At 72.5% G+C, this 17335-nt stretch carries 13 protein-coding genes; 8 read left to right on the top strand and 5 right to left on the bottom strand.

The window, feature by feature from the left end; genetic code table 11:
* Positions 1 to 445: 445 nt before the first annotated feature.
* On the bottom strand, positions 446 to 3013 hold the full coding sequence (locus NH339_RS06815) for a DEAD/DEAH box helicase (RefSeq protein WP_374208227.1): 2568 nt from the start codon (positions 3011 to 3013) through the stop codon (positions 446 to 448).
* Positions 3010 to 3711, bottom strand: a complete 702-nt coding sequence (locus tag NH339_RS06820) for a hemolysin III family protein (protein WP_253023786.1) — start codon at positions 3709 to 3711, stop codon at positions 3010 to 3012. Before NH339_RS06820 ends, NH339_RS06815 begins: the two co-directional genes overlap by 4 nt.
* 44 nt (positions 3712 to 3755) lie before the next feature.
* Here NH339_RS06820 and uppS point away from each other — a divergent pair, with 44 nt between their 5' ends.
* The 7 genes from uppS (at position 3756) to NH339_RS06855 (ending at position 12660) form a co-directional block, all read left to right on the top strand.
* Entirely contained in the window at positions 3756 to 4529 is a 774-nt protein-coding gene (gene uppS / locus NH339_RS06825; RefSeq protein ID WP_083516438.1) for a polyprenyl diphosphate synthase, read from the top strand.
* A 919-nt stretch (positions 4530 to 5448) separates the two neighbouring features.
* Positions 5449 to 6798: a PhoH family protein gene (locus NH339_RS06830; RefSeq protein ID WP_253023788.1), complete on the top strand. Its 1350-nt coding sequence runs from the start codon at positions 5449 to 5451 to the stop codon at positions 6796 to 6798.
* Between the two features lie 85 nt (positions 6799 to 6883).
* Complete coding sequence (locus NH339_RS06835; RefSeq protein WP_253023789.1) at positions 6884 to 8122, top strand: extracellular solute-binding protein; 1239 nt, start codon at positions 6884 to 6886, stop codon at positions 8120 to 8122.
* Positions 8119 to 9144 carry an ABC transporter permease subunit gene (locus NH339_RS06840; RefSeq protein ID WP_253023790.1) on the top strand — a complete coding sequence of 342 codons (1026 nt, stop codon included), beginning with the start codon at positions 8119 to 8121 and terminating at the stop codon, positions 9142 to 9144. Before NH339_RS06835 ends, NH339_RS06840 begins: the two co-directional genes overlap by 4 nt.
* Positions 9141 to 10109, top strand: coding sequence for a hypothetical protein (locus NH339_RS06845; protein ID WP_253023791.1), 969 nt, complete (start codon positions 9141 to 9143; stop codon positions 10107 to 10109). Before NH339_RS06840 ends, NH339_RS06845 begins: the two co-directional genes overlap by 4 nt.
* On the top strand, positions 10106 to 11317 hold the full coding sequence (locus tag NH339_RS06850; protein WP_253023792.1) for an ABC transporter ATP-binding protein: 1212 nt from the start codon (positions 10106 to 10108) through the stop codon (positions 11315 to 11317). The genes NH339_RS06845 and NH339_RS06850 overlap by 4 nt, the downstream gene beginning before the upstream one ends.
* Complete coding sequence (locus tag NH339_RS06855; protein WP_253023793.1) at positions 11314 to 12660, top strand: DUF2079 domain-containing protein; 1347 nt, start codon at positions 11314 to 11316, stop codon at positions 12658 to 12660. The genes NH339_RS06850 and NH339_RS06855 overlap by 4 nt, the downstream gene beginning before the upstream one ends.
* A 317-nt stretch (positions 12661 to 12977) precedes the next feature.
* Here the strand turns inward: NH339_RS06855 and NH339_RS06860 are convergent, their stop codons facing one another.
* The 3 genes from NH339_RS06860 to NH339_RS06870 form a co-directional block, all read right to left on the bottom strand.
* Positions 12978 to 14375, bottom strand: coding sequence for an aspartate ammonia-lyase (locus NH339_RS06860; protein WP_253023794.1), 1398 nt, complete (start codon positions 14373 to 14375; stop codon positions 12978 to 12980).
* Between the two features lie 139 nt (positions 14376 to 14514).
* Entirely contained in the window at positions 14515 to 16215 is a 1701-nt protein-coding gene (locus tag NH339_RS06865; protein WP_253023795.1) for a fumarate hydratase, read from the bottom strand.
* A 22-nt stretch (positions 16216 to 16237) separates the two neighbouring features.
* The gene (locus NH339_RS06870) at positions 16238 to 16861 is read right to left on the bottom strand and encodes a methyltransferase domain-containing protein (protein ID WP_253023796.1); all 624 of its coding nucleotides are present in this window, start codon (positions 16859 to 16861) and stop codon (positions 16238 to 16240) included.
* 108 nt (positions 16862 to 16969) lie between these two features.
* Between NH339_RS06870 and NH339_RS06875 the strand changes: the two genes are divergently transcribed.
* The gene (locus NH339_RS06875) at positions 16970 to 17326 is read left to right on the top strand and encodes a VOC family protein (RefSeq protein WP_253023797.1); all 357 of its coding nucleotides are present in this window, start codon (positions 16970 to 16972) and stop codon (positions 17324 to 17326) included.
* Positions 17327 to 17335: the final 9 nt, after the last annotated feature.

The following is a 17335-nucleotide window of genomic DNA, read 5'->3' on the forward strand; positions in this document are numbered from 1 at the left end:
TGCGCACGTCGCCGGCGGTCGTCGTGGCCGCGGAGACGGCGACGCCGGCCGTGCCGCTGCTCGCGGACCGGGTCGCGGTCGACGGGCGGGCCACCGCCTACGTGTGCCGCGACCACGTGTGCGCGCTGCCCGTCACCGACCCGGCGGCGCTCCTGCCGTAGTCGCTGCGCCGGCGCGCGTCAACCCTTCTTCGGGTTCCGTGAACGACGCTGGTGGTGGGCTGCGACGCCCCGTAACGTCGTTGCACGAGACGGATACGTAGCGAGGCCCGCACGGGTCCCGCCGCGTCCTGAGCTCCGGCGTCGGCCTGCCCCACCCCCGAGGGGACCGGCGCCGGACCTGTGCCGCGAACCTCGGTGTTGAGGTGCTCCAGGGGACACGGCACGGGCACGGGGCCGTCGGCGACGCCCTGCCGAGCGTCGCCGACGGTGCCCGCTGACGGTCGTCAGGCGGGGCCGACGTCGGTGACGGTCACGACCGCCTCGCCGGCCGCGTCGCTCGCGTCGAGGTCGACCTCCGCGGAGATGCCCCAGTCGCGGTGACCCTCGGGGTCGTCGAACGTCTGCCGCACCCGCCAGCGTCGGCCATCCGGCCCGTGCTCGGCGGTGATGTCGAGGAGCTTCGGACCCCGCGCCTCGGGCCCGGTGCCGAGGTGGTCGTACTCGGCCCGGTAGGCGGTGAGGGCCTCGCGCCACGCGTCGGCGTCCCACCCGGCCTCGCCGTCGAGGTCGCCGAGCGCGTCCCAGCGGCCGAGCGCCGCGAGCTCCACCCGCCGGAACAGCGCGTTGCGCACCAGCACCCGGAACGCGCGGTCGTTCGCCGTGACCGGACGGATCGCCTGCTCGCCGTCGGCCACCGCGTGCGCGCGGTCGAGGCTCTCGGGGTCGGCGGGGTTCACCAACGCCTCCCACTCGTCGAGCAGGCTCGAGTCGGTCTGGCGCACCAGCTCGCCGAGCCAGGCCGTCAGGTCGGTCAGCTCCTCGGTGCGCGCCGAGGCCGGGACGGTCCGCTCGAGCGCCTTGTACGCGTCGGACAGGTAGCGCAGCACCATGCCCTCCGACCGCGCGAGACCGTAGTCGGACACCAGCTCGGAGAACGTCAAGGCGCGCTCCGCCATGTCGCGCACGACCGACTTGGGTCGCAGCGGGTGGTCGGCCACCCACGGGTGACCCTGGCGGTAGGTCTCGTACGCCGCCTCGAGCAGGTCCTGCAGCGGCTTCGGGTGCTCGACCTCCTCGAGCAGCTCCATCCGCTCGTCGTACTCGATGCCGTCGGCCTTCATCTGCGCCACGGCCTCGCCACGGGCCCGGTGGACCTGGGCGGCGATGATCGGACGCGGGTCCTCCAACGTCGCCTCGATGACCGACACCACGTCGAGCGCGTACTCGGGCGACTCGACGTCGAGCAGCTCGAGCGTGGCCACCGCGAACGGCGAGAGCGGCTGGTTGAGCGCGAAGTCGCGCTGCAGGTCGACGGTGAGGCGCAGCGTGCGTCCCTCGTCGTCCGGAGGGTCGGTGCCTTCTGCCACCCCGGGCCCGGCACCCCCGCCGATCCGCTCGACGACCCCGCCGGCCACCAGCGCCTCCACGATCTCGCGCACCCGACCCTGCAGCCGCTCGACCTCGTCGGGGCGCACCACGCTCTCCTCGATGAGGTGGTCGAGCGCCGCGATGGCGTCACCCGGACGCTGCACGACGTCGAGCACCATCGCGTGGGTGATCTGCATGCGGGGCACGAGCGGTTCGGGCGTCCCGTTCACGAGCTTGTCGAACGTCGCCTCGTTCCACGACACGTGCCCCTCGGGCGCCTTCTTGCGCTGCACCTTGCGCAGCTTCTTCGGGTCGTCGCCGGCCTTCGCGACGGCCTTCGCGTTCTCGATGTCGTGCTCGGGCGCGAGCACCACCACGTGGCCGACGGTGTCGTAGCCGGCGCGCCCGGCCCGACCCGCGATCTGGGCGAACTCCCTCACCTGCAGCTGCCGCTGGCGTCGACCGTCGTACTTCGTCAGCCCGCTGAACAGCACCGTGCGGATCGGCACGTTGATGCCGACGCCGAGCGTGTCCGTGCCGCACACGACCTTGAGCAGACCCTGCTGCGCGAGCCGCTCGACCAGACGTCGGTAGCGGGGGAGCATGCCGGCGTGGTGCACGCCGATGCCCATGCGCACCAGGCGCGACAACGTCTTCCCGAACGCCGACGTGAAGCGGAAGCTGCCGATCGCCTCGGCGATCTCGTCGCGCTCCGCCCGCGTCGCCAGGGCGACGCTGCTGAGAGCCTGTGCCCGCTCCAGTGCCGACGCCTGGGTGAAGTGCACGATGTAGACGGGCGCCTGTCCGGTCTGCACGAGCTCGGTCACGACGTCCTGCACCGGCGACACCACGTACTCGTTCACCAGGGGAACGGGGCGTTCGGACGACGCCACGAGCGCGGTGTCGCGACCGGTGCGGCGGGTGAGGTCGTCGCGCAACGTGGTGGTGTCGCCGAGCGTGGCTGACATGAGCAGCGCCTGCGCCCGTGGCAGCTCCACGAGCGGGACCTGCCAGGCCCACCCGCGGTCGGGGTCGGCGTAGAAGTGGAACTCGTCCATCACCACGAGGCCGACGTCGGCGGCGGCACCCTCACGCAGCGCCAGGTTCGCCAGCACCTCGGCCGTCGCCACGACCACGGGGGCGTCGGCGTTCACGGAGGCGTCGCCCGTGAGCATGCCCACGTCGTCGGCGCCGAACACCTCGCACAGGTCGAAGAACTTCTCGCTCACCAACGCCTTGATCGGTGCCGTGTAGACGGCGCACTCGCCTCGCGCCAGTGCCCCGGCGATGGCCGCCGTCGCCACCAGGCTCTTGCCGGAGCCGGTCGGCGTGGCGAGCACGACGTTCGATCCCGACAGCAGCTCGAGGACCGCCTCCTCCTGCGCGGGGTACATGCTCATCCCGCGCGAGTCGACCCACGCCTCGACGGCGTCGAACACGTCGTCGGGGGTGGCTCCCTCGGGGACGTGGAGCGCCGGGCTCACCGCTGCTGGTAGGCGAGCAGGCTCACGCCGATGTAGTGCACGACGAACGCGGCGATCGTGAGCGTGTGGAACACCTCGTGGAAGCCGTACCAGCGCGGGAACGGGTCGGGCCACTTGAAGCCGTAGACCAGCGCGCCCAACGTGTACAGACCGCCGCCGACGATCATGAGGACCAGCACCGCGGTCGAGGCCTGGTCGACGAACTCGCCCCAGTACAGCACCGCGGCCCAGCCGAGCAGCACGTACAGCGGCACGTAGATCCAGCGCGGCGCGCCCACCCAGAACACGCGGAACGCGACGCCGAGCAGCGCCCCGCCCCACACGAGCGACAGCATGATCACCGCCTGCCGGGTGTCGAGCAGCAGCAGGCTGAAGGGCGTGTACGAGCCGGCGATGAGCAGGAAGATGTTCGCGTGGTCGATGCGCTTCCACACGATCCGGGCCTCGTCGGACCAGGTGCGCGTGTGGTAGAGCGCCGAGCACCCGAACAGCAGCAGCGCGCTCACCATGAAGATCGCGACGCCGGCGCGCACGAGGGTGTCGTCGGCGATCACCATCATCACGAGGAAGGAGATGAAGGCGAGGGGTGCGGTTCCCGCGTGGAGCCAGCCGCGCAGCTTCGGCTTGATCTCCTCCAGGTTCTCCCGGATGCGGTCGGACACCTCGTCGGTCGTGGCTTCGAGATCGGTCCGTGGCATAGGGGGAAGACTAGCCCCTCGCCCTGAGCATCCGATGTGATGAGATGAGGTCCATGGGTCTGAGCCAGGTCGCCTACGGCGCGTACGAGCGACGGCTCCTCAGACGGCTCGACCCCGATCGCCTGCCACGCCACGTCGGCGCGATCGTCGACGGCAACCGACGCTGGGCGAAGGACGCCCGGATGGGCCTCGACCAGGGCTACCGGGCGGGTGCGGCGAAGGTCGACGAGTTCCTCGACTGGTGCCACGAGCTGGGCGTCGGGACGGTCACGTTCTGGGTGCTGTCGACCGACAACCTCCAGCGCCCCGAGGCGGAGCTGGCGAGCATCCTCGACGCGGTCGAGGACCTCGTCGGACGGCTCGCCGAGGACGGACGCTGGCACGTGCGGCTCATCGGGAACCTCCAGCTCCTGCCGGCGGACTCCTCCGCGCGCCTGCAGCGCGCCGCGGCGGCGTCGCCGTCGGGGGAGGGCCTGATGCACGTCAACGTGTGCGTCGGCTACGGCGGCCGGCAGGAGCTCACCGACGCGATGCGTGCCCTCCTGCTCGCGGAGGCGGCCAAGGGGCGCACGCTGGAGGAGGTGGCGGCGACGCTCGAGGTCGACCACATCGCCGACCACCTGTACACGAAGGGCCAGCCCGACCCCGACCTCGTCATCCGCACGTCGGGCGAGCAGCGCCTGTCCGGCTTCCTGCTGTGGCAGAGCGTGCACAGCGAGTTCTACTTCTCCGACGTCCTCTGGCCGGCCTTCCGCCGCGTCGACCTCCTCCGCGCGATGCGCTCCTACGCCGCCCGCGAGCGCCGCTTCGGTGCCTGAACCCGACCGAGCGCAGCGAGGGAGCGGTCCAGGCATGTGGAGCCGTCGCCGTGGGGCGTAGCCGCGACGGACGAGTGGTGCACGCCGGAGGCGTCCCTCTGTATCGAGACCGGGTGGGTGTCCAAGACCGGCCGGCCGTGAGGTGGCGACGCTGGTCCGTTGCGGAGTGGTCTCGATACGCGGCACGGCGCTCCTTCGTCGCGCGTGCCGATACTCGACCAGCGGAACGTCTCGCTGGTCGAGTGCCTCCACGAGCGCCAGCGAGGGGAGGTGTATCGAGACCACTCTGGGCTGTCGCTGGGGGTCGGTTCGCGCTGGGCCGTTGCCGGGTGGTCTCGATATGCGCCCACGGCGCTCGTCCCTCGCGCGTGGCCGCTACTCGACCAGCGGAACGGCTCGCTGGTCGAGTGCCTCCACGAGCGCCAGCGAGGGGAGGTGTATCGAGACCACTCCGGGCTGTCGCTGGGAGCCGGCTCGCGCTGGGCCGTTGCCGGGTGGTCTCGATATGCGCCCACGGCGCTCGTCCCTCGCGCGTGGCCGCTACTCGACCAGCGGAATGTCTCGCTGGTCGAGTGCCTCCACGAGCGCCAGCGAGGGGAGGTGTATCGAGACCACTCCGGGCTGTCGCTGGGGGTTGGTTCGCGCTGATCCGTTGCCGGGTGGTCTCGATGCGCAGCACGGCGCTCCTTCGTCGCGCGTGCCGCTACTCGACCAGCGGAGTGTCTCGCTCGGGGGAGGGCGGGCTGTGCAGAGTTCATCTCGGCGTTACATGACGCGCAGCGTGTCGCCGCGCCCGGGCACGGGGGCGGACGTACGTTGCGAGGGTGTTGATGCTCGCCCCGGAGCCCAGCCGCCCCACACCCACCGAGTAGGGAAGGGCCGGCGCAGGGGCGCGCGGGTTCTTCGCAGGGAGTCAGACATGACTGTCAAGCAGCCCGTCAGCGCCGCCGCCGCCTCTGCCGAGGCCGTCCGCACCTACGTCCTCGACACCAGCGTCCTGCTGGCCGACCCAGGCGCGGTGCATCGCTTCCACGAGCACGAGGTCGTCATCCCGGTCGTCGTCATCACCGAGCTCGAGGGCAAGCGGCACCACCCCGAGCTCGGCTACTTCGCCCGCACGGCCCTGCGCTTCCTCGACGACCTGCGCGTGCAGCACGGCATGCTCGACGTCCCCCTGCCCATCGGCACGGAGGGCGGCACGATCCGTGTCGAGCTGAACCACACCAACCCCGAGGCCCTGCCTGCCGGCTTCCGCCTCGGCGACAACGACACCCGCATCCTCGCCGTCGCGAAGAACCTCGCCGACGAGGGGCGCCACGTCACGCTCGTCTCGAAGGACCTGCCGATGCGGGTCAAGGCGTCGGCGGTCGGCCTGTCGGCGGAGGAGTACCGCGCCGAGCTGGCCCTGGAGTCCGGCTGGACCGGCATGCGCGAGCTCGAGGTCGACTCCGCCGACCTCGACGCGCTGTACGAGGAGGGCAGCCTCGACGTCGCGCTCCTGGACGACGAGACCGTGCGCGACCTGCCGTGCCACACCGGTCTGGTGCTGCTGTCGGACAAGGGCAGCGGGCTCGGCCGGATCACGCCCGACAAGCGGGTCCAGCTCGTCCGCGGCGACCGCGACGCGTTCGGGCTGCACGGCCGCTCGGCCGAGCAGCGTGTCGCGCTCGACCTGCTGCTCGACCCCGAGGTCGGCATCGTGTCGCTCGGTGGTCGCGCCGGCACCGGCAAGTCGGCGCTGGCGATCTGTGCGGGTCTCGAGGCGGTGATGGAGCGTCGACAGCACAAGAAGGTCGTCGTGTTCCGTCCGCTGTACGCGGTCGGCGGGCAGGAGCTCGGCTACCTGCCGGGCAGCTCCGACGAGAAGATGGGGCCCTGGGCGCAGGCCGTGTTCGACACCCTCGGCGCCGTCGCGTCGCCGCACGTCGTCGACGAGATCCTCGACCGGGGGATGCTCGAGGTGCTGCCGCTGACGCACATCCGTGGTCGGTCGCTGCACGACGCGTACGTCATCGTCGACGAGGCGCAGTCGCTGGAGCGCAACGTGCTCCTGACGGTGCTCTCGCGCATCGGCGCGAACTCCAAGGTGGTCCTGACCCACGACGTCGCGCAGCGCGACAACCTGCGCGTCGGGCGCCACGACGGTGTCGTCGCGGTGGTCGAGAAGCTCAAGGGCCACCCGCTGTTCGCGCACGTCACCCTCACCCGGTCCGAGCGGTCGCCGGTCGCCGCGCTCGTGACCGAGATGCTGGAGGACATCGGCATCTGACGCCCGCCCGGAGGCGGACGCGGACACCGCGTGCCGGACGTCGCAACGACGTCCGGCACGCGGTCTGCTGTGGCAGAGTGACCCCGTGACCAGGAGGGGCGTGTCCGCGGCGTTCGTCGCTGCCTCGATGCTGCTCGCGGCCGCCTGCGGCGGGTCACCCGACGAGAGCGCCGTCGACGACGTGCCCGTGCTCCACTGGTACGTCGGCCCCGAGCGCGCCGACGTCGAGGCGCTCGCGCAGACCTGCAGCGAGGGCTCGGGCGGCGACTACCGCATCGAGGTGGAGCGGCTGCCCGACGACGCCGAGGAGCGGCACGCGACGCTGATGCGACGGCTGCTCGCCAAGGACGACTCGATCGACCTGTTCAGCATGGACACCGCGTGGAGCGCGGAGATGGCGGCCGCGCAGGTGCTCGCGCCCGTCCCGGAGGACCTCAAGACGCCCTTCGCGCAGGACGTCGCGCCGGCCGCGCTGCGCTCGGTGACGGTCGACGGCCTGGTCGTCGCCGCACCCTGGACCTTCGACCCCTGGCTGCTGTGGTGGCGGGGCAACACGGCCGAGCGGGCCGGGCTCGACACGACCGAGCCGGTGTCGTGGGACGACCTGCTCACGGGTGCCGAGCGCACCGGGCGCCAGGTGCTGCTCGACGACCCCGACGGCGAGGGCCTGCCGGCGTGGGTGGACGCGCTCGTCGCCGGTGCGGGAGGCACCCTGCTGAAGGGCGGTGGACGCAGCCCGGAGGTGGGTCTGGACACCGCGGCCGGTCGTACGGCCGCCCGCATCGTGGGCCGGTTGGGCCGGTCCGGCCTCGGCGCCGACCCGTCGGCCGACGCTGCGGAGGGGCTCGCCCGTCGCGGCGGGTTCGTGCTCGCCCCCAGCTCCTTCGTCTCCGACCCCGCCGTCGCCCCCGTGGCCAGCGACCTGCAGTGGGCGGCGTTCCCGGAGGTCGACGGCACGGCTGGGGCCCCGAGCACCGGTGTCGCGCTGGCGGTGCCGCTGTTCGCGCCCGACACGTCGCTCTCGTACGAGGCGATCTCCTGCCTGACGTCCGACGACCTCCTCGCCTCCGTCATGACCGGCTCGGGGCACAGCGCAGCGCGGCTGAGCGCGTACGACCTCGATGCCGTGAAGGCCGGGTACCCGCTCGCGGACGTCACCCGTCCGGCCGTCGACACGGCCGTCACGCTGCCGTCCACGCCGTACTGGATGCAGGCCCGCGCCGCGCTGGTGCAGACCTGGACCCCGATCTCGTCGGTCGGGTCGGCCACTCCACGTCGCTCGCAGGCCGCGGTCCGCGACGCCGTCGCCGGGAGGCTGCCGTGAGCGCCGAGCGCCCCGAGGACCCCGAGAACCCTGAGAACCCTGAGAACCCTGGGCGCTCTGGGCACCCTGGGCAGCCGGACCAGGCCGACGTGGTCGAGGCGTCGACGGCCGTCACGGTGGACGACGAGCACGACCTCGCCCCGATCGGCCCGGCGCCCACGCGGCGTCGGCGCCGTCGGCGTGCGGCGGCGTCGCCCGGACGTCGCCGCTCGGGCTGGCCGCTGCTGGCGCCGACGGTGCTGGTCCTGGCGGCTCTGACGCTCTGGCCGCTCGGGCTCCTGCTCTGGACCTCCCTGCGCCGCTCGTCGAGCACCGTCGGCGACGACACCTTCGTCGGCCTCGACAACCTGACGGGTCTGCTCGGCGACCGCGCGTGGTGGGTCGCCGTCTCGGTGACCCTGCTGCTCGTCGCGGTCGCCGTCGTCCTGCAGCTGGTCCTCGCCTCCGTCGTGGCGGCCAGCATCCGCCGGCTCCGCCTGCCGCTGGCCGTGGTGTCGGTCCTGCTGCTCGCACCGTTCGCGCTGCTGCCCGTCGTGACGGCCTCGGTGTGGCGCGACGCCGTCACCTCGGGTGTCGGTCCCGCGTGGTTCGGCTACGACGGCGGGTCGAGCGCGGTGGCGGCGTTCGCCGTGGTGTCGGCCGAGGTGTGGCGCGGCACGGGCGTGACGGCGGTGATCCTGCTCGTCGGACTGACGCGGGTCGACCGTCGGCTCATCGACTCGGCCGTGGCCGACGGTGCCACCTCGTGGCAGCGACTCCTGCGCGTCACCTGGCCCGCCGCTGCGCCGGCCGTGGCGGTCGCCGTCCTGTACCGCGCGACGGACGCGCTCCGGGCGCTGGAGGGTCCGCTGCTCGCGGCGCCCTCCGGCGGGGTGCGCACCGTGCCCGTGCTGACGTGGGAGACGACGTTCGAGAGCTTCGAACGAGGTCTCGGAGCAGCCTCCGGCGTGCTGCTGCTGGTGCTGGCGGGCGTCGTGGCGGCCGTCCTCGTCGCCGTCCTCCGACCGGGGAGGCGCGCATGAACCCCACCGTCCGCTCCCGGCTGTGGGCCGCTGGCACCGCGTTCGTCGTCGGCTTCGTGCTGGCCAACGTCGGCGTCCTCGTCGTCACGGGCGCCGACCGCTGGCTCTGGGTCGCCGTCGCGGCCGTCCTCATGGGCACGGGCGCCGTCGGCGTGCTCGTCGCCGACACGCGTCGTCGGCTGTCGCTCTGGGCGGTTCTCGGGCTCGAGCTGGCCGTGGTCGGCACCGTCGCGCCTCTGTGGTGGACCGCGGCCGTCGCCCTCACCCCGTCGGGCACGACGGCGACGTCGATGCTGCCGTCGAGCCCGCGCTGGTCCGTCCTCGGCGACGCTCTGCGGCGCGACGACGTGCGCGAGGCCGCGCTGACCAGCGTCGTCGTCGCCACCGCGGCCACCGTCGTCGCCATGCTCGTCGCTGTTCCAGCGGCGTACGCGCTGGCGCGTCGTCGGGTGCGCGGCGGGCGGGCGGTGCCCGTCGTCGTGGTGGGGGTCCTGCTCCTGCCCCTGGTCGCGTTCGCCGGACCGTGGTCGGACACGGCCGACGCCCTCGGTCTGCTCGGCTCCCGCTGGGCGGTCGCACCCGTCCTGCTGCTCGTCGCCGTGCCACTGGCCGTGTTCCTCAGCATCCCCGTCCTGCGCGACGCCCCGTGGTCGCTGCGCGACTCGATCCGCAGCGACGGCGCCGACCGTCGGCAGGAGCTGCGCGCGTTCGCCGTGCCGGTGCTGCTGCCCGACCTGCTCGTCGTCGGCGCGCTCGTGTGGGTGCTGTCGGCCCAGGACGTGGTGCTCGGGGCCGCCCTCGGGCCCACGCCCGACGCCCGCACGCTGCCCGCCACCCTGCTGCTCGGGCAGGTGCCGCCCGCGCAGGCCGCGGCGGTCGGACTGCTGTGGCTGCTGCCCGTGATCGTCCTCGTCGCGGTCGCGCCCCGCCGCGTCCGCCGCCTGATCGGAAGGGACCACCCATGACCTCGATGGAGCTGAGGGGCGTACGCCTGGACGCCCTCGACGGCACGCCGCTGCTCGACGGGCTCGACCTCGTGGTGCCCGACGGCAGCACGACCGCCCTCTGCGGCCCGGCCGGTGCCGGCAAGTCGGCCGTGCTCCGGGTGCTCGTGGGCTTGGAGGAGCAGACCGAGGGCGACGTGCTGCTCGACGACATCGTCGTCAACGCGGTCGGTCCGCGCGACCGCGACCTCGCACTCGTGCTCCAGGACTACGTGCTCCACCCCCACCTCGACGTCCACGACAACCTGGCCTTCGCAACCCGGCTGCGCCGCGGGCACGACAAGGTGGCGCTCGCGGAACGGATCGACGAGGTCGCCGCCTTCCTCGCGCTCGACTCGCTCCTCGACGCCAAGCCCGCCGAGCTCGAGCCGGCGCAGCGTCAGCGCGTCGCCATCGGCCGTGCGCTCGTGCGCGACGCCCTGGGCTACCTCTTCGACGACCCGTTCAGCGCGCAGGCCGACCGGGTGCGCACCCACGTCCGCTCGGTCACCCTGCAGTGGCAGCGCGACGAGGGTCGGACGTCGCTGTTCACGACGTCGCGCCCCGACGAGGCGCTCACCCTCGCCGACCGCGTGGCCGTCATGCACCGCGGCGTCGTCCACCAGACGGGCACGCCCGACGAGGTCTACGCCGACCCGGCCGACCTCTTCGTCGCCGCCTTCCTCGGACAGCCCGCGATGAACCTGCTGCCGGCCTCCGTGGAGGACGACCGTCTCGTGACGCCGGTCCTGAGCATCCCGCTCGACGCCGCGTCGCGGCAGGCCTTGGGCGAGCGCAGCCACGTCGTCGTGGGGGTGCGCCCCGAGCACTGCGAGGAGGCGGCTCCCGCTGCCGCTGCGGCCCCGACCGACGCACCCCTGACCGCCGGAGCGATCGCGGCCCAGGCCGAGGCCGAGAGCAAGGTCGAGGTCGTCGGAGAGGTCGACGACGTCGAGTGGCGCGGCGGCACGCAGCTCGTCTACGTCGGCTACGACCTTGACGACGACGTCCAGGCGATGCTCGAGGACGTCGAGGACGAGCTCGACTTCGACCTCTTCCAGAACTTCTTCGTCGCCGAGCTGCCGGCAGCGGACCGCCGCCGGGCGGGCGACACGGTGCGCCTGGCCGTTCCGCGGTCGCAGGTGCTCGTGTTCGACGTCGCGACCGGCGCGCGCCTGCGCACGTCGTGACCGCGCGCCTCGGGGCCGTCGCGCGCTCCGTCCCGTTCCTCTGGGCCCTGCTGTGCACGGCCGCCTACACGACGCTGTCGCTGCTGCGGTTCCGCCGCTTCGACCCCACCTCCTGGGACAACGCGATCTTCGAGCAGGCGATCCGCGGCTACGCGCACCTCGGGCTGCCGATCGTCGACATCAAGGGTCCGGGCTTCAACATCCTCGGCGACCACTTCTCGCCGATCACGGCGCTCGTGGCGCCGTTCTACCGGCTGTGGCCGTCGGCGCAGACCCTGCTCGTCGCGCAGGCTGTCCTGATCGGGCTGTCGGTGCTGGTGGTCTCCCGGCTCGCGGTGCGGCACGCCGGCCCGTGGGCGGGGGCGATGCTCTCCGTCGCCTACGGCATCTCCTTCGGCATCGCCTCGGCCGTGCAGTCGGACTTCCACGAGGTCGCGTTCGGTGCCCCGCTGCTCGCGCTGGCCGGCTCGGCGTACCTCGACCGCCGGTGGAACGCCGTCGTCGGCTGGTCGTTGCCGCTCCTGCTCGTCAAGGAGGACATGGGCGCCACGGTGCTCGTCATCGGGCTCGTGCTGATGCTCGCCGGCGAGCGTCGCCGCGGCACCCTGCTCGCGGCGGCGGGCGTGGTCGGTGCGGCGCTCGTCGTGCTCGTCGTGCTGCCGTCGGTGAACCCCGGCGGCGTCTACGACTACGCGTCCAGCGTCGGGGGAGACCGCGGCGTGGTCGCGACCCTCTTCGACGAGCCGGGGCGCAAGGCCCTCACGGTGCTGGTGACGCTCGCGGTGACGGGTCTCGCGGCGCTCGGCTCGCCCTGGATCCTGCTCGTCCTGCCGACGTTCGCCTGGCGCTTCGTCGGCGACAACCCGTACTACTGGGGCACCGACTGGCACTACTCGCTGCTCCTCATGCCGATCGTGTTCGTCGCGGCCGTCGACACCATGCGGCGCTACCCGCCCGTGCGGTGGACGGCGGTGCCCGCTCTCGTCGTGTCGCTCGCCCTGCTCCCGTCGACGCCGCTGTGGGCGCTGACCCAGGGGGAGACGTACGAGGTGCCCGACCGGGCAGCGGTCGCGCAGCGTGTGGTCGACATGGTGCCCGAGGGCGCGTCGGTCGTGACCGACATCGGCGTCATCACCCACCTCGCCACGGACCACGACGTGTACTGGCTCGGCACGGTCGGCACCGCCCCGCTCCCCGAGGGCGACCCGGACTACGTCCTCCTCGACCAGTGGGCCGGCGTCGGCTCGCCCCCGGACGCCCGCACCTGGGCCGAGCAGACCTTCGGCGGCACGTGGGTGACGGTCTGGGACGCCGACGGCTACCAGCTCGCCCGCCGCGCCTGAGCGCGGCACCGCTGGTCGAGTAGGCCGACCGGCGACGAAGGAGCTCGGTCGGGCGTATCGAGACCACTCTGGGTCGTCGCTGGGGGTTGGTCCGCGCTGAGCCGTTGCCGGGTGGTCTCGATACGTCAGGACGTCGCAAGCTCGTCCTGACTACTCGACCAGCGGGAGGTTTCGCTGGACGAGTGCCTCCACGAGCGCCAGCGAGGGGAGGTGCTGGAGCCGTCGCGGCTACGCCCCCACTGCGACGGCTCCATCGCAGCCGCGGCGTTCGTTCCTCACGCGCGGCGCCTACTCGACCGGCGGGAACCCTTCGCTGGTCAGGGGTGGGTCATGCTCATGACGTCGAGGGCGGCGTCGAGCTCGGCCTCGGTGAGGTCGCCGCGCTCGACGTACCCGTCCTCGACCACGACCTCGCGGATCGTCTTGCGCTCCTTGACGGCCTTCTTCGCGACCTTCGCGGCGTTCTCGTAGCCGATGTGGCGGTTGAGGGGCGTCACGACCGAGGGGCTCGACTCGGCCAGCTCGAGGCAGCGCTCGACGTTGGCGGTGATGCCGTCGACGCACCGGTCGGCGAGCACGCGCGTCGTGTTGCCGAGCAGCCGGATCGACTCCAGGACGTTGCGGCCGATGACCGGCAGCTGGACGTTCAGCTCGAACGACCCCGACGCGCCGGCGTAGGTGATGGTCGCGTCGTTGCCGATGACCTGCGCGCAGACCATGAGCGTCGCCTCCGGCAGGACGGGGTTCACCTTGCCGGGCATGATGCTCGACCCGGGCTGCAGGTCGGGCAGGTTGATCTCGCCCAGGCCGGTGCGCGGCCCCGAGCCCATCCAGCGCAGGTCGTTGCAGATCTTCGTGAGGCTGACCGCGACCGTGCGCAGCGCGCCGGAGAGCTCGACGATCCCGTCGCGCGCGCCCTGTGCCTCGAAGTGGTCGGTGGCCTCGGTGATCGGCAGGCCGGTGTCGGCGGCGAGGATCTCGATGACGCGCTGCGGGAAGCCGGCGGGCGTGTTGATGCCGGTGCCGACGGCCGTGCCGCCGAGCGGGACCTCGGCGGCCGACGGCAGCGCACGCTCGACGCGGGCGACGCCCTTGCGCACCTGCGCGGCGTACCCGGCGAACTCCTGGCCGAGCGTCACGGGCGTGGCGTCCATCAGGTGCGTGCGGCCCGACTTGACGACCTCGGCGAACTCCTCGGCCTTGCGCTCGAGCGACTGCGCGAGGTGGTCGAGGTCGGGCAGCAGCTGGTTGACGGTGGAGGCGGTGGCGGCCACGTGGATCGACGTCGGGAACACGTCGTTGCTCGACTGCGACGCGTTGACGTGGTCGTTCGGGTGCACGTCGCGACCGAGCGAACGGGTCGCGAGCGTGGCGATGACCTCGTTGGTGTTCATGTTGCTCGACGTGCCGGAGCCGGTCTGGAAGACGTCGATGGGGAAGTGCGCGTCGTGGGCGCCGGTCGCCACCTCCTGTGCGGCCGCGACGATCGCGTCGGCGAGGTCGCCGTCGAGGATGCCGAGCTCGGCGTTCGCGCGGGCGCAGGCGGCCTTGATCTGCGCGAGCGCCTTGATCTGGGCCGGCTCGATCGGGGTGCCGGAGATGGGGAAGTTCTCGACCGCGCGCTGCGTCTGGGCCCGCCAGAGAGCGTCGGCAGGGACCCTCACCTCGCCCATGGTGTCGTGCTCGATGCGCCAGGCCGTGTCGTTCTCGCTCATGCCCCCACGCTAGCGCGAGCCGGCCGGACGGCGACCCGGCCGCCCACCCGCTGAGCGTGACGTTCGCGGGCCGGATCCGCGCCATCCACCCCGCGAACGTCACGCTCAGCGGGGTGGGGGGAGGAGGGGCGGTGCGGGTCTACTGGGCCGAGCGCACCCGCAGACCGGTGACGGGCACGGTGACCGTGCCGGACGGGTCGGTGAAGAAGTCGTTGCCCTTGTCGTCGACGACGATGAACGCCGGGAAGTCCTCGACCTCGATCCGCCAGACCGCCTCCATGCCGAGCTCGGGGTACTCGATGACCTCCTGGCTGCGGATGCAGTCCTGCGCGAGGCGCGCGGCGGGACCGCCGATCGAGCCGAGGTAGAAGCCGCCGTAGGCGTCGCACGCCTCGGTGACCTGCTTGCTGCGGTTGCCCTTGGCGAGCATGACCAGCGACCCGCCCGCCTCCTGGAAGCGCCGCACGTAGGAGTCCATGCGGCCGGCGGTGGTGGGCCCGAACGAGCCCGACGCCATGCCCTCGGGCGTCTTGGCCGGTCCGGCGTAGTAGACGGGGTGGTCCTTGAGGTACTGCGGCATCGGCTCGCCGGCCTCGAGCCGCTCGGCGATCTTGGCGTGGGCGATGTCGCGGGCCACGACGAGCGGGCCGGTGAGCGACAGGCGCGTCTTGACCGGGTACTGCGACAGCTGCGCCCGGATCTCGTCCATCGGCCGGGTCAGGTCGACCTGCACGACCTCGCCGCCACTGATGTCCTCGGCCGTGCCGGCGTCGGGCATGTACTGCGCGGGATCGGTCTCGAGCTGCTCGAGGAACACTCCCTCGGGCGTGATCTTCGCGCGCGCCTGGCGGTCGGCCGAGCACGACACCGCGATCGCCACCGGGCACGACGCACCGTGGCGCGGCAGGCGCACGACGCGGACGTCGTGGCAGAAGTACTTGCCGCCGAACTGGGCGCCGATGCCGAAGGACTGGGTGAGCTCGAAGACCTGCTGCTCGAGCTCGACGTCGCGGAACCCGTGCGCGCTCATCGAGCCTTCCGTGGGCAGCTCGTCGAGGTAGTGCGCGGAGGCGTACTTGGCCGTCTTGAGGGCGAACTCCGCCGACGTGCCGCCGATGACGACGGCCAGGTGGTACGGCGGGCAGGCGGCGGTGCCGAGGCTCTTGATCTTCTCGTCGAGGAACTCCAGCAGCCGCGTGGGGTTCAGGATCGCCTTCGTCTCCTGGTAGAGGAACGACTTGTTGGCCGAGCCGCCGCCCTTGGCCATGAAGAGGAACGAGTACTCCGGCATCGGCTTGGTGCCGGGGGCGGAGTAGAGCTCGATCTGGGCCGGCAGGTTGGTGCCGGTGTTCTTCTCCTCGTAGGTGGTGAGCGGCGCGAGCTGGCTGTAGCGCAGGTTGAGCTGCGTGTACGCGTCGTGCACACCGCGACTGATGGCCTCGGCGTCGTCGGCGCCCGTGAGCACGCCCTCGGACTTCTTGCCCATGACGATGGCGGTGCCGGTGTCCTGGCACATGGGCAGCACGCCGCCGGCGGAGATGTTGACGTTCTTCAGCAGGTCGAGCGCGACGAAGCGGTCGTTGCCCGACGCCTCGGGGTCGTCGATGATCTTCCGGAGCTGTGCGAGGTGTGCGGGCCGCAGGTAGTGGCTGATGTCGTGCATCGCCTCGGCCGTGAGCCGGCGCAGCGCCTCGGGCTCGACGTGCAGGAAGGTGCGGGTGCTGCCGTCGGGCAGCACGACCTCGGAGGTCGAGACGCCCTCGGTCGTGACGAGGCGGTACGGGGTCTCGTCAGGACCCGTCGGGAGCAGGTCGGAGTACAGGAAGTCTGCGTCGGCCACGGGCAGACGATAGCGTCCGCGCTCAGCGCGCGCGGCCGGTCAGCACCCAGTAGTCCTCGGAGCGTCCCTGGAGGTCGACGGGGACGGCGACCGCCCCGACGTCGTCGAGCAGGCCCGCGAGCCGTGCGCGCAGGGGCGCGGAGTCGGCCATCGACCACACGGCCAGGGTCCCGCCGGGCCGCAGCACGCGGGCGGCGTCGGCGAGACCGTCGGCGGCGTAGACGGCGGCGTTCGTCTCGTGCACGAGGAAGTCGGGGCCGTTGTCGACGTCGAGCAGGACGGCGTCGAGGGAGGCGTCGGGCTGGGCGGCGACGACGTCGCGCACGTCGCCGACCTCGACCGTGCAGCGCGGGTCGTCGAGGACGGACGGGCCGGCTCCGGCTCCGGCGCGCACGGCAGCGACGACGTCGGCGTGCAGCTCGGCGACCACCAGGCGCTCGACGTCGCCGGCCAGGAGCGCCTGGGCCGTGTAGCCCAGGCCGAGCCCGCCGACGAGCACCTCGCGGGCGCCGAGGTCGAGGACGAGGTCGGCCAGGAGCCGCTCGCTGGAGGTCTCGACGTCGTCCATGACGAACACGCCGTTGACCCGCAGCTCCGTGGCCCCGTCGGCCCGGACCCGCACCACCACCTCGCCTGGTTCGTCCACGTCAGGACCCTAGCCAGTCCCCACGATTCGGAACACCATCGCCCGTTCCGGGCGGGAGAACGGGCGACGACGTGCCGAAACGTCGCGGGAGAGGCATAGCGTCGGGTCATGGCACACACCCACCACGGCATCGACTACATCGAGATCCCGGCACCCGACCTCGCCGCCGCGCAGCAGTTCTACGGCGGCGCCTTCGGCTGGCGCTTCACCGACTACGGACCGGACTACGTCGGCATCCAGCGTGTCGAGGGGGAGGGCGAGGCGGGCGGCCTCGACCCCACCGGCACGCCGTCGACCACCGGGCCCCTCGTCCAGCTCTGGTCCGCCGACCTCGAGGCCACGCGCGACGCCGTCGTCGAGGCCGGGGGCACGGTCGTCGACGACGTGTTCGCGTTCCCCGGCGGCCGCCGCTTCCACTTCACCGACCCCGCGGGCAATCGGCTCGGCGTCTGGAGCGACGCCTAGTCCCCACGA

It is taken from the genome of Aeromicrobium sp. CnD17-E (genome assembly GCF_024124745.1).
GTDB lineage: Bacteria > Actinomycetota > Actinomycetes > Propionibacteriales > Nocardioidaceae > Aeromicrobium.